The organism is Aliiroseovarius sp. ABM4_368 (assembly GCF_056161205.1).
The window spans coordinates 95,469-109,196 of the sequence record NZ_JBSWYR010000003.1 but is presented as its reverse complement, the minus strand read 5'-3'; the positions used below and the strand labels follow the sequence as shown (position 1 = coordinate 109,196).

The 13,728-nt window shown below is 57.9% G+C and carries 11 protein-coding genes; all 11 read right to left on the bottom strand.

The features are described from left to right. Positions 1-4: 4 nt before the first annotated feature. On the bottom strand, positions 5-1,249 hold the full coding sequence (locus tag ACXAH3_RS09880; protein ID WP_474861918.1) for a class I SAM-dependent methyltransferase: 1,245 nt from the start codon (positions 1,247-1,249) through the stop codon (positions 5-7). After that, complete coding sequence (locus ACXAH3_RS09875; RefSeq protein ID WP_474861917.1) at positions 1,246-2,349, bottom strand: acyltransferase family protein; 1,104 nt, start codon at positions 2,347-2,349, stop codon at positions 1,246-1,248. The genes ACXAH3_RS09880 and ACXAH3_RS09875 overlap by 4 nt, the downstream gene beginning before the upstream one ends. Continuing rightward, entirely contained in the window at positions 2,346-3,551 is a 1,206-nt protein-coding gene (locus tag ACXAH3_RS09870; RefSeq protein WP_474861916.1) for a DegT/DnrJ/EryC1/StrS family aminotransferase, read from the bottom strand. The genes ACXAH3_RS09875 and ACXAH3_RS09870 overlap by 4 nt, the downstream gene beginning before the upstream one ends. A 22-nt stretch (positions 3,552-3,573) precedes the next feature. Further along, complete coding sequence (gene rfbG, locus ACXAH3_RS09865; protein ID WP_474861915.1) at positions 3,574-4,698, bottom strand: CDP-glucose 4,6-dehydratase; 1,125 nt, start codon at positions 4,696-4,698, stop codon at positions 3,574-3,576. Positions 4,699-4,706: 8 nt separating this feature from the next. Further along, a complete protein-coding gene (gene rfbF, locus ACXAH3_RS09860) occupies positions 4,707-5,513 on the bottom strand; it encodes a glucose-1-phosphate cytidylyltransferase (protein ID WP_474861914.1) in 807 nt (268 codons plus the stop codon). Between the two features lie 114 nt (positions 5,514-5,627). Further along, positions 5,628-7,277, bottom strand: a complete 1,650-nt coding sequence (locus ACXAH3_RS09855; RefSeq protein WP_474861913.1) for an ArnT family glycosyltransferase — start codon at positions 7,275-7,277, stop codon at positions 5,628-5,630. Next, complete coding sequence (locus ACXAH3_RS09850) at positions 7,274-7,702, bottom strand: GtrA family protein (RefSeq protein ID WP_474861912.1); 429 nt, start codon at positions 7,700-7,702, stop codon at positions 7,274-7,276. Before ACXAH3_RS09850 ends, ACXAH3_RS09855 begins: the two co-directional genes overlap by 4 nt. Continuing rightward, complete coding sequence (locus ACXAH3_RS09845) at positions 7,699-8,928, bottom strand: glycosyltransferase family 4 protein (protein ID WP_474861911.1); 1,230 nt, start codon at positions 8,926-8,928, stop codon at positions 7,699-7,701. Before ACXAH3_RS09845 ends, ACXAH3_RS09850 begins: the two co-directional genes overlap by 4 nt. Before the next feature lie 5 nt (positions 8,929-8,933). Further along, positions 8,934-11,069: a polysaccharide biosynthesis protein gene (locus tag ACXAH3_RS09840; RefSeq protein WP_474861910.1), complete on the bottom strand. Its 2,136-nt coding sequence runs from the start codon at positions 11,067-11,069 to the stop codon at positions 8,934-8,936. A 641-nt stretch (positions 11,070-11,710) separates the two neighbouring features. Continuing rightward, the gene (locus ACXAH3_RS09835; RefSeq protein WP_474861909.1) at positions 11,711-12,535 is read right to left on the bottom strand and encodes a sulfotransferase family protein; all 825 of its coding nucleotides are present in this window, start codon (positions 12,533-12,535) and stop codon (positions 11,711-11,713) included. A gap of 4 nt (positions 12,536-12,539) precedes the next feature. Beyond that, positions 12,540-13,712 carry a glycosyltransferase family 4 protein gene (locus ACXAH3_RS09830; protein WP_474861908.1) on the bottom strand — a complete coding sequence of 391 codons (1,173 nt, stop codon included), beginning with the start codon at positions 13,710-13,712 and terminating at the stop codon, positions 12,540-12,542. Between the last annotated feature and the right edge of the window lie 16 nt (positions 13,713-13,728).

The following is a 13,728-nucleotide window of genomic DNA, read 5'->3' as shown; positions in this document are numbered from 1 at the left end:
TCACCTATGGCACAAGACGCGGCATCGGCAGAGGCACGATGAACTTGCCGCCGCTGGCCTCGAAATCGGACATTTGCTCGCGGATTTCGTCAAAGAAGTTCCACGCGAGGACCAGAAGATAGTCGGGTTTACGCTCGGCTACCACATCGGGCGACAGGATCGTAAGACGTGTGCCTGGGGTGTAAAGCCCCTGTTTCAACGGGTTCTTATCAACAACAAAATCAAGCGTCTCGGCACCGATGCCGAAATAGTTCAAAAGCGTGTTGCCCTTAGCGGGCGCGCCATAGGCGGCAACGGTTTTGCCCTCGGCTTTGATGTCAGCCAGCATGGCCTTTAGCTGACGCCCCAGCTCGTCCACCCGTTCGGCAAAGGCTTCATAGGTCGCGCGCTCGGTTAGCCCAGCGGCGTCTTCCTCGGCCAGCATTTCGGCCACGATCGGGGCAGGGTCCTGCCCAAGGCTGGCGCGCTTCATGAAGACGCGCATGGACCCGCCGTGAACGGGCAGTTTGGTGACGTCCACCACATCCATGCCGCGCGATTGACCAAGGCGAACAATGGACAGCAGGCTCAGCTCGGACATGTGCTCGTGATAAACGTTGTCGAACTGGTTGGTCTCGACGATTTTCTTGCCCCACGGGACCTCGATTACGAAAACACCGTCATCGTCCAGAAGAACCCGCACCGCATCCATGAACCCGTGCAAATCATCAATGTGGTTGAACGTGTTCGTCGTGGTGATGACCTTGGCCGGCCCCTTGTCTTTCAAAACAGCCCCGGCGGTTTCCGGGTTGAAATAGGCGGTCAGCACATCCACGCCACGCTCTTTCGCAAGCGGGGCAAGGTTGGCGGCTGGGTCGATGCCCAGAACCGTCGCGCCAGCTTTCACGGCGTGGCCTAGCATCAGGCCGTCATTGCAGCCCACGTCGACAATCAACCCGCCCTTTGCATAATCGCTGGCCACCGCAGCTAAACCCGCGAAATGCTCGTGCATCGTGGCCGCGCCCGAGGGGACATAAAGGTAATCTTCGAAAAACGCGTCGGGCACTTGATCGGCCACCTGAATAAGTCCGCAATCCAGACAGGCTTGGGTGTTCAGTTCGAACGCCGGTTGGCGCTGTTCTGGGTCAGCGGTCTTCGCAAACATGTTTGCAGGAGGATGCGCGCCCATCGGCAGAAAAAGAAACAGGTTCTTGGACCCACATGTACGGCACTGGGACAGGGTCGAAGCGGGTTTGGATTGCACATTCATGAGAGCGTTCCCTTTTGGATAATTTTCGGTCGAGTGGCCCAATTCTTGGCCAGTTTTTGTGGGTATTTTTCAAATAGGATAAAAGAAATATGGGCCGCTACGATCGACAGGATTAGCGTGACGATGCCGAACACCACGACGCTGGCCCAAGCGTTGTCTGAAAAGAAACCAAGCTTCTGAAACACCACCCGCATTGGCATGTAGATATAGGGATGCACCAAATACAGGCTATAGCTGATCGTCCCCAAATATTGCGTCCATCGGGCCGATAGAAGCCGTGCGGTGACGCTGTCCTTTTCCACGGCAAAAAGGAAATAAAGGAAGGTCAGCGCCATGCAGATCAGGGTTATGGGCTCGCGCATCTCGCCTGCGCGGAAATCGAAATGCGCGCGGGATGCGGCATAGCCCAAGGCCACCGCAGCGATGACTTCCAGAAGTGGGCGTGCCGGGAGCTTTTGCACGAATTGCCGTCCATGCAGAATGAACACCAGAATGCCCGCAACGAAGTACAGCGATTTCGGGAAAATGACCAAAAACGCGACGGATGCCAGCGCCATGATCGTCTGAAGCCCGCGCAGCTTTTGTGTAATCGCATATGCACCCAGACCGGCGAGGCAATAGAACATCATCTCGTAGGTCAAGCTCCAAGCGTTCGGGGTCAGCTGTTCCGTCCCCGCCAGCAAGTTTGTGAAGCTCAGCGCATAAAGGATTGTTGGCAGATTGTTCAGATCGGGTTGCAGGTTAGTGATGGCGTTCCCTGCGATGAAGATCAGAGAGAAGACTAGAAACAGCGGATAGATCCGCAGCATCCGACGCCATGCGAAATCACGCGGCTCGTACCGAAACGCGCTGGGCAGGATCACAAAGCCCGAGATCGCGAAGAACAGATAGACGAAGAAGGTGCCGAAGTTCCAAAGCGGCTCGGACACGGCGATATACGCCGCGTTATCCGCATAGATATGTTCGCCCGTGCCGCCGACGATATGCGCAAACAAGACCATTGCGGCGGCCACGCCCCTCAACCCATGAATGCCGGTGTTCTGGCCGCCTTCATAAGGCAGCCAGTCCGGCAATCGGTGAGGGGCGCGGGGGGTGCTCATTGGGCGGCAACCCCCTGATGTTGACGCGCGAAACCGGTAAAGATTTCATGCATGTAGTCCATATGCGCTTGTGTCAGGCCGTGGTGGACCGCCAAAAGCACGCCGCCTTTCATCACCTCATCCGCAACCGGATATCCCGCCGGATCAGTTTTGCAGGTGACGTTCTGCATGGCGGGTTGGCGCAGGATGTTGCCAGTAAAGACCGGGCGGGTCTGGATATCAGCTTTCTCCAGATGGATCTGCATATCGCGCCGCGTGAAAGGGGCACCGTCGCGTATGGTCACCGGGAAGGACAGCCAACCGGTGCGGCTGTTGGGAAGTTGATCGGGCAGGATGAACCAATCTTCATAGGCTTTGAAGAAGGCCATATGAGCGTCGAAATTCTTTTCACGCTCGGTGATGTTGTGATTCAACTTATCCAACTGAACCAGTCCGAATGCCGCGCTGATCTCGGACGGCTCAAGGTTATAGCCCAGATCCTCGAACAGGAATTTGGCGTCATAGTCGATCCCGTCCACTTGTACGTTAAAGCGGTTCTCGATGGTCTCGCTTTCGACAAACAGGGACGAACTGCGACCCCATGAGCGCAGAAGCAGCGCCCTGCGGCCGAGTTCCTCGTCATTCACACACAGCATACCGCCATTGCCCGCGCCGTTGATCACATGCGAGCCATAGAAGCTGGTGGTCGAAACATCCGAATACTTGCCGGTGCTGTTCGCTCCGATCGTGGCGCCCAGCGTATCGGCGCTGTCTTCGATGACCTTCAGCCCGTGGGCATCGGCCAATTCACGAATGCGCACCCAGTCGGGCAGGTTGCCGATCAAGGACGGGATCATGACGGCCGAGGTGTTGGGCGTGATCATCCGCTCAATTGCGTCCACGTCGATGTTATAGGTGCCGGGGGCCACGTCCACGAAAGCGGGGATCAATCCCTGACGTACCAAAGGGGCCACGGTGGTCGCGAAAGTCAGGGCAGGGGTGATCACCTCGCTGCCTTTGGGCAGGTCCAGGATCTCGACCGCCAAATAGTTGGCGCTTGATCCCGAGTTCACCATGATCCCGTGATTCTTGGCGAACAATGCCGCCACGCGTTCCTGCATCTTGCGCACACGCGGTCCCATTTGAGTCGAGGTTTTCAGGACTTCGACAACGGCGTCGATCTCTTCCTGTCCATGAACGGTTTGGCCATAATTCACTCGCATAATAATCTCCCTCTCTCTGGCGCTATTGGGCAGCCAGTGATTTTGTATTCTGTGATGCCCCAGACATAAGCGCACCGTATTGCGCGATTTGTGCCAAGGTAAATTCTTTCATGTTTTCATTTGCTTGATGGGCACGGTACCAATCGACGGTCATGCCCACGGCGTGATCCAGATCCAGTTGCGGACGCCAGCCCAGTCCGGTTTGCGCTTTGGTGCTGTCGAGCCGCAGAATGCCAGCCTCGTGCATTTTGGGGTCCGCTTCGCCAAATTCGAATTGCGGGCCACCTTCGCCCCAGCTGTCCTGCATCAGCGCCGCCAACTCTTGCACATTTACAGTGCCCGAGACGTCAGGGCCGAAATTCCATGGACCCGCGAAAGGCGCCCCGTCAGACAGAAGCTGTGCGGCCAAGGCCAGATAGCCCGAAAGCGGCTCCAGCACATGTTGCCACGGGCGAATGCTGGACGGATTTCGGATCTGTACGGGTTGCCCCGCCACTGTTGCCCGCACGATGTCGGGGATCAGACGATCTTCGCCCCAGTCGCCGCCGCCAAATACGTTGCCCGCGCGAACTGTTGCCAGTTGCGGTCCGTCCTCAGCGTTGAAGAACGACCGCTGATAGGCTTGCGCGACCAGCTCGGTCGCGCCTTTCGAGGCACTATAGGGGTCCGAGCCGCCCATCGGGTCATTCTCGCGATAGCCCCAGCCCCATTCGTTGTTCTCGTAACACTTGTCGCTGGTCACAACGACAACAGCTTTTAGGGACGGCATCTCGCGCGCCAGATCCAGCACATGGGCTGTTCCCGACACATTGGTCGCGAAGGTCGCAGAGGGTTCGACATAGGACCGGCGCACGAAAGGCTGCGCGGCCATGTGGATCACCAGATCAGCGTCGATATCGCCCGCCTGCGCCAAAAGCGCTTCGCGATCTCGAATGTCGATCAGGCGACTGTCCATGTCACCTTCAAGACCAGTCACATCAAACAGGTTCGGACCCGGTTCGGGCGCAAGGGCAATGCCCGTCACGCGCGCACCAAGCTGCATGAGCCAATGGCAAATCCATCCGCCCTTGAAACCGGTATGACCGGTGACAAGAACGTGGCGGTCTTTGAACGCGCCGCCGAAATCAGAAGGGACAGCGCCGGACATGTTGGACCTCAAATCGCAAGGGCCGTGATGTCGTTCGGCAGCTCTTCGTTGAAGCGCATCCAAGGGGGCGTTTCCTCTTCGCACAGCTCGTTCAGAGTGTTGCGGTCGCGGATCGTGTCCATCGGATGCCAGAACCCGTCATGCTTGAAGGCCATCAGTTCGCAATCCTGCGCCATCTGGGTCAGGGGAGATTGTTCCAGTGGTTCCATGTCATCGACGAAATAGTCCATGACCTCGGGCTCAAACACGAAGAAGCCACCGTTGATCCAGGTGTTACGACGGCGAACCTTCTCGGTGAAGGCTTCCACGCGGTCACCGGCCAGTTCGATATTGCCGAAGCGGGCAGGGGGCTGCACTGCGGTCACGGTCGCCAGCTTGCCGTGGGATTTGTGGAACTCGATCAGCGCATTGATGTCGATGTTTCCGACCCCATCCGAATAGGTGACCATGAATGGGCCGGGCTTCAGCCATTCCTTCAGGCGACGAATGCGCCCGCTGGTCATGGTCTTGGGACCGGTGTCCACGACGGACACGTTCCACCCGCCGGGCTGGGCCGGGGTCAAGTCCATCTTGCCACTGTCCACAGCCACAGTAATGTTGTTGGCAATCAGGTGGTAGTTGGCAAAATACTGCTTCAGAGACAGGGACTTATAGCCAGCTGCCACGATGAAATCATTGTGGCCAAAATGGCTGTAGATATCCATCACTCGGGTGATGATCGGTCTGCCACCGACTTCGACCATCGGCTTTGGAATGGCGACTGTTTCTTCTGCCAAACGCGACCCAAGGCCGCCGGCAAGCAAGATCGTTTGCATAGTGTGTTCCCCCTTTTTACGAAGTTTGAACAGGTGTGTGTTGCGTCCCCGTAAGAGCCACCCTGGGTACGCGGGTTTGAAAAGTGATTTGGTTAAATGTTTGCAGGATAGGGATCATTCAGAAATCTCCCCGGGTTGAAGAAAAACGCGGCCCTCGCCATAGCGATTGTTCAGGCCGTCGATAGAAACCTCGCGATAGCCATGCGCAGTGGCATAGTCCAAAAGCGGCTCCTCCAGCGTGGGCTCATAGCCCAGAAGGAAGGCAGCAGGAGGTTCCTTGTCGAAAACAGATGCGATCTGATCGGGTCCGGCCATCACGTAATGCTGGGCCAGTTCAGGATCGGTCATTGGCGCGATGCGATAGGCAAACTGCCCCGTGGCAAGCTCGGGGTATACGTCCAGCCCGACTTCCAGCGGATAGATTGGCAAGAAGGTTGCGACCTTGCCGTTAACAATGCCTCGGTTCAACATCTCGGCCCTTAGTGCCTGCCCGCCGGCGTTCATCTTTTGCGGTGTTGTCATGCCGACGCCCAGCGTGGTGCGCAGGTCTGGGAACAGCCACGGAACGGCGGTCAAGACGCACAGGATCGACGCGGCGGCCAGCACGGGGCGCGCATTGTTGCGCTGCGCCCATGAAACACGGGCCAGCACCAAAGCGGCCAACACCGGCAGCACCACAAGCGGCGCGATATAGTATTGCGAGAAGCCGGGCGTGGGCGTGAAGCTCATCATCATAGTGGTCGCAAGCGTGCCCAAGACGACCAGAACCGGTCCCATCGTGTTCTCTTCCGGGTCCAAGTGCCCACTTGGCACGACAAATGCCATCCAGCCAAAACACAGGATCACGAACCCAATGATCAGCGGCACGCCTTCTAACCAGACGCCATAAGCAAGCTGCGCCTTCGCGCCCAATCCCAGGGCCAGATCCGGCTCGGTCAGGCGATTGACCTCCCAATAGGCGACATGGGGGCCGGTGTGGAATTTGACGATGTGAGCCAGGAAAAGCTGCGGATCGCTAAGCAGCAGGACGAACAGAGGCAGCGCGCCGACCAAACCACCGATCAGGATTGGCAGGGCAACGCGGCGGGCGCGCTCGGCAAAGGACAATGTGGTGGGCAGAAGGAACGCAGCGATGGCAACTGGCGGAATGAAAGCCACAGCGCTGACCTTCATGCCGGTTGCAATCGACAGGCATAGACCCGAGGCAAACAGCCGTGCTGGGCGCAGGCGCTGGTCTTTCACCTCGATCAGGAACAGGCCAAGTCCGGCAAGGGCGAAGGGCAGTTGCAACAGGTTGTTGGACGCCGCCATGCCGGGTTCGTTCATCAAGGGATGGCAGGTCAGGACTGCAACGGCGGCAAATAGCGACATGCGCGGCGAGTCTGACAGGCGCAAGGTGATCCAGCTGGTCACGCCCGCCAGCATCAACCATGCGGCAAAGATTCCCAACCGGGCAGAGAACAACAGACCTCCGGCCCCGAACAGCAGGTCGAAGCCACGGAAATACCACGCGGAATAGGGGACGTGATTATAAAACACGTCGCTGTAAAGCGTCAGGTCATCCATCAAACGGGCCGGGGGGACGAACATCATTTCGTCCCGACGCAGCCCATATCCCATCAAGCGGCCATAGACAGCGGCCAGCAGGACCGCAAAGCCGATGGCAATCGCGATTTGCCCCATGCGTCGGGCGACGGGATCGTCCAGTGTCTTGCGTCCGGTCGCGCCCGAGCTGTCGGATTTGAACATATCAGCCACGCTCATGCCACGTCCTTTCCGCCGTCTGAACCACCCTGCAGGGCGGCCGAGACCAGCTTGAAGGACAGAAGCACCGTGGGGGCCAAGGCGATGGCTTGTGCCAGATAAGCGCCTGCGCCAAAGCCCATGAGCAGTTTCAACAGGACCGCGTTGAACAGATAGACGGCCACATAAGCTGCGACGTAATGGGGGAAGCGGCTATAGCCGCGTGTGCCAAACACAAAGCGCCCATGGGTCATGTGGTTGAACACCACGCCAATGGCGAATTGCAGTGCCAGTGCGACTTGCGGGTGTGCGCCCGCGAAGACAAATGCCGCATAAACGGAATAGCCAAAGCCCGTGTTGACGACCCCCGCCAGCAGGAACCGCACGAAGCGATTGCCGTGTTCGGGCGTGTTACCCGATGGGGTGGGGGCCGCTGCGCGGATCATGACGCAAGCCCTGTATAGTCCAGCCCCTTGGGCAGGCTCTCTTCCGGGTTAAGGGGTTCGACCCCCATGTGCTGCATCAGGATCGAATTGACCAGATGCACGTCATAGGTCCGACACGCGTGATCGCGCGCGGCCTTGCCCATGGTCACGGCAAGGGAAGGATCATCGATGAATTTCTTCATCGTCTGCGCAAGGGCGTCCGCGTCCCCTTGAGGAAATACCAGACCAGACACGCCGTCTTGGGTGGCTTCGCCACAACCGGGGGCGTCTGTGGTGATCACAGCGCGTCCACTGGACATGGCCTCAAGGATCGATCGCGGGACGCCCTCACGCAGCTCGGTCGGCAAGACAAAAACGCTGCACTTAGCCAGATACGGACGTACGTCGCGTGTCTCGCCTAACCAGTTGACCAGCCCGCTTTTTTGCCAATCGGCAAACAAGTCGGGGTCAATGGCGTCAGGGTTGCTGTCTGCCGGTCCCAAAATATCGATGTCACATTCATGCCCTTGGGCACGAAGAATTTCGGCGGCTTTGCCAAGGGTCAAAAGCCCCTTGCTGCGCAAAAGCCGCCCGATGAACAGAAATTTTACACGCCCCGTCGGAACAGGCGTAGGTGTATAGCGTTTCGTGTCGACGCCGGATCCGGGCACGTCTGCCAGAGGCACGCGGTCCGGGATTAGATGAAAACGGCGGATATCGCGTCGGTCCGCTGCATTATAGCAAAACGCGCCGTGGATGCGGCGAAGGGCGGCCCGGTGCAGAAGGATCGACAAATCCCGCACGCGCTTGCGTCGCCCAGTGGGGTTTTCTTCCATGAAGCTGTAGCCCAGACCGGTGAACAGCGCGTAGCGATGCGGCACGCCTGCGATCTGCGCGGCAAGGCTGCCATAGATGTTCGGCTTCATGGTGTAGGAAATCACCAGATCGGGTTTTTCGCGGCGAAAGAACCGCACCAGCGCCCAAAGCGTTCCCAGATCGCGCACAGGATTGGTGCCTGTGCGGTCCATCGGAATGGGGCAGGGACGCACACCGTTGTCGCGCAGGGTTTGGGCGGTTTCGTCGTCGATATCGGCGGCAGCGGCCAGAACCTCGTACCCGTTGGCGGCTAGCCTGCGGATCAGGTCGAGGCGAAAGTTCACCAAGGACCATCCCAAGCTGCCAAGAACCACCGCCTTTTTAGAGGCACCTTTCTTGGTCATTTCATGCATATCGGCTGTGCTGGACATGGCGTTTACTCGCCCGCCCAAAGGCGGGGTTCCGAACCATCCCGGATCTCGGCTTGACGCTTCGGACCCGCAACCGGGGCCGGATAAGACGGACGACGAGAGGCAATGCAGTGGACATTCTCGCGCGGGGTGGCATCCGCATGGTCGCCATAGCCCGGAACAAGGTCGATCAGCTGGCGGCGCACGGCGGCTTCGTCGCCCGCACGGGCAGCGGTTTCCAGCGCAATAATCGCCGATCGCAACTGGGCCATCGGAACACCGTCGGGCAACGCGCTGTCGACGGATTCGATGCCGCTGTCGCGACGCTCTTCGGCTTTGTCGAACAGCTCTTCAAACAGTTTCTCGCCCGGACGGATGCCGACAAAGTCGATCTCGATATCGCGATAGGGTTCCAGCCCGGCCATGCGGACCATACGCTCGGCCAGATCGACGATCTTAACCGGTTCGCCCATGTCCAGAACGAAGATTTCGCCCAGACCCGAGTTGCGCGCCAGACCCTTGGCCGCGGCCACAACGGTCAGTTGCACGGCCTCGCGGATGGTCATGAAGAAACGCTCCATCCGGCGGTCGGTGACAGTCAACGGGCCACCTTCACTGATCTGTTTCTGGAACAGCGGGATAAGCGATCCGGACGACCCCAGTACATTGCCGAACCGGACCGAGAAGAAGCGCGTTTGTCCTTTCGCTTCAGGGCCTTGCTTCTGGAAGGTGATGCGGTCCTGCGCTTGGGCGTAGAACTCGGCCACGCGCTTGGTCGCGCCCATTACGTTGGTGGTGTTCACCGCCTTGTCGGTCGAGATCTGGACCATCGCAATGGCCCCCACTTCGCGTGCAGCATCTGCAACGTTGCGCGTGCCGACGACGTTGGTCAAAACGCCCTCGCAGGGGTTCAATTCGACCATGGGCACGTGCTTCAGCGCAGCGGCATTGAAGACCAGTTCAGGCTTATAGCGTTGGAAGATCGACTGAACGCGCTGGGCATCCCGGATACAGCCGACATGCACCTGACGGTTCACATCGGGGTAGTTTTTCCCAAGATCCATGTCGATCGAATAGGCATTGAATTCGCAATTGTCCAAAAGCACCAGAAGCGACGGATTGAAGGATGCAATCTGGCGCGACAATTCGCTGCCAATGGATCCACCAGCACCAGTGATCAGCACGCGGCGGCCTTCGATCATCTTACGAAGCAAAGAGCGTTCCACAGCCTTTTGCGGGCGGTTCAGAATGTCTTCGGGCTGAATCGCGCGCAGCTTGATTTCGTTGTCTCCTGCTTGATCCAAAGCGGGGTCCGCCAGACCCGGCAGGCGCGAGACCTTGATCCCGTTCGAAGTCGCCCAGGACAGCAGTTCGAAAATGCCCTTATTGTCGAAATGGGAAACATCTTCGGTCAGCAAAAGCTGTTGCGGGGTGCGGTCGCAGGCCTCGAGCGCCTTGATTGCGCGCTTGGGCTCGCGGATCGACCCTAGAATGGGCGCGTTGTGGAAATGCAGCCCGATGGCGCCGGTTGCATCATCAATGATGCCCACCGGGACATAGGTCGAGTTCGACCGATCCAAGGACCGCAGGAAAAGATCGCAATTCGTACCAGTGCCCAACAAAGCCACGGGGATTTGTTCTTCCGCGATGCGGTTCGCGCGTTTGGTGCGGCGCAGCATTTCACGGTGACGCGCGACAATGCGCAGCGCTCCGGTGAACGGGATGGTCGCCAAGAACTGGATAATGAAGATCGAGAATGTGATCGGAGCCAAGGCTGGGATTTGCGCAGCAATCAGGATCTGAATGCAAAGAGCCACCAAAGCCCCGTGCGAGATCAACATGACATCGTTCAAGGATGTCGACCGCGAATGTCGTCTGTAAAACCCGGTCACCGTGAAGATCACGAAATTGACGATGCCCGCCAAAAGCATCATCGGAACCATCACTGCCATCCATTCGGATGTGACCGCTCCGCCCTGTGACAGGCTGATCGCAGCGAACACCGCAGCGGCCGAGGCAACGATGTCCCCGATAACCAATTTATGGTTTGCACACAGCTCGATCTTCTTTTGAAGAAGCCAGTGCTTCAGTGTGTCTTGTGCTCCTGTACGAGCAGACGCCGAGTCTTCCCGAGAAGACCCAAACCCCATTCCATCAAGCATTTTAAGAACCTTCCCCGGCTCCGAGATAAAAATCATTGTTCAAATTTCGTGACGCTTCAGGGGCGCACGACAGGAAATTCATACGTTTCGAGAGGTTGAACCGGCTAACATTTTCCAACACGGAAAGGCTGGATTATGTCAGCCCAAGTTTGATTCAATCAGTTTGTTCAACACCTCGTTCACTCACTACTTATGCGCTCTCGCATCCAAAACTTTTACTGCGCCAAAATCTGGCAAACACTTGTCCGCGCTTGAAATACGCACGAACATACATTTGGGGCGGAGAGCACGGCACAAAATTCTTTTGCTGTTCGAAACAGACCCACCCCTGGAAGCCCCGACTGGTGTCGAAACGTAACCTGTTTCCTTGTCTTCCAATGTACCGCACTAATCGCCGCATTTCTAACAATTTGTAGGCATCTATTGTTTCTTTTTTAGAAACACATATTGATTTCAGGCGCTTAGGTGGGGTTTTAAGTGTGGGATGCGAAATTGGATACGACGCTTCATCTAAAGGGTGTAAAGTTGGCGTCAAGAAAAGCGCCTATAAGCAGATTGATTCACGTTAAATGCAATCACTGGTAGATATGTGGAGAATCAATTGGCTTGAAACGAATTTGGGGATCACTTTAGTGCTGAAGCTATCTCCAAGGCGGGGTGAACGCGGGGGCCAGTTCCTTCAGCAGTGCTTTGTCGGGCTGATAGAATGCCTCCATCTCTCGCTTCAGGTCATCGGGAAGCGCCGGATAGGTGAAAGGCTTGGCGACAAGATTGCGCAAAGTGCTGACAGGCGGCCGGTTGCGGATCGGGTCAAGCAGTGGCCGCAGCGGAGCCAGAAGACGCCGAAGCGGCGCGGGAACGGCGGCTGCGTGTTTGTCTTTTACCTTTTCGCGCAGGGGCGGGGTCAACTGCCCGGAATAACCGATATGATCCGCAACCCATTGCAACTGCCGTTCGGGGTTGGTGGCCACATCCTCGAACGCCAAAAGCAGGATCTGTTCACGCGCAAACAGTGCATAGAAGCGTTGCAGGTGATGGCCGTACATCCCGTCATGCAGGAACCGTTCCGTCCCGGCCTTCTGCGGATCAAGGTGACGGCGGATGTCCTCGTCTACCTCGCCCCGGCGCAGAAGCATGCAGTAATCCGAGTACGCCCGCTGAACCGGATCGCGCATCTGCACGATCATCTTTACATCAGGATAGGCCGCATGAATGCGCGCGGCGGCCTCGGGCTGGGTCATGTACGAGTTCGATTTCTCGCCCACGATATCGCCGGGCTGCGCGCCGTCAAATTGCGCGTTGAACCAGTCATATCCCCGCTCAAACTCGCGCGAGAAAAAATGCAACTCGGGTGCGGGCATGAAGATGCCGGGCGAGGCTGACAGGGATTGCTGTTCCCACGTGGTGGCGCATTTGGCGGCACCGATTATCAAAAAATCAATGGAACGAGGGGTTATGTCTTTCATCGGATCAATCCGTATTCCCAGCTAAAACATCATAAACAGCAGTCGTTTTGGCCACATGGACGTCCAGCCCATATTGCCCACGAACATCTTTTTGCGCGGCGGCGGCGATACGGGCATACAGGCTCGGATCTTCGATGAGTTCGCGCATAGGTGCGGCAAAGGCGGCGGCATCCCAAGGGGCTACAAGATACCCGGTTTCGCCGTCGATGATCGCCTCGGGGTTGCCGCCGTGGCGGGTGGCGATAACGGGTGTGCCCAGATGCATTGCCTCGATCAAAGTGCGTCCGAACGGTTCGTCCAGCGCAGTGATCAGAAGGGCGTCCACCCCGGCCATCGCAGGTGCCGGGGGATCGCGAAAGCCCATCATGTGCAGGTTCGACGACAGGCCAAGTTCAGCGGCGCGATCCACACAGGCTTGATCAATGTCCGAGCCTTCGGCCTCGACCCGGCCAAAAATCAGCCCATGCACAGGGCGGTTGGGCATCGCGTCGCGCACGGCCTTCACTGCATCCACGAAATGCACCGGGCGCTTTCGATCGTTCAGTACGCCGAAATAGGCCAGAAGCACGCTGTTGTCAGGCACGCCCAGCTCGGTGCACAGGGCTTTGTGGCAGGGCGCGCGATCGGGGATGTCAGGATCCAGATCAAACGGGCTGCGCACCACCTGAAACCGATCATCAATTGACCGGACGGGGCGTACGGGGCGCGAGAACTCGGATACGGACAGAATGCGATCTGCCAGCAGAGGCGCGATGAAGTTGGCACCCTTGGCGTCCGGCCCTTGCCGGTGATGCCAGATGAACTTGCAGCCGGCCAGCTTGGCGGGCAAGCTCCAAGATCCATGCATCCGGCCATCATTCGTGTGTACGATGTCGATCCGGTTTCGCTTTAGATAGCGCACCATCTGCGGGACCGAGTGCAGAAGAAACCCAAAGCGCGAGGCATCCTGCGGGCTGCGGCTGTGTTTGGGGGCGATGATGCGCGGGGTTTCCAGCACCTCATATTTCAGCCCCATATCCGAGATATAGGCCCCCAACGCTCCTGCCTCGCGGTGAAGGGCTATTACGGGTTCATAGCGGTCGGGGTTAAGATTTCGGATCAAGCCCAAGGCCGAGACATGGCTGCCCCCAATCGTAGCGCCCCCGACGAAGGGATAGAAAATGCGGATTTTACTCATGAAGAACCTAAAAGAA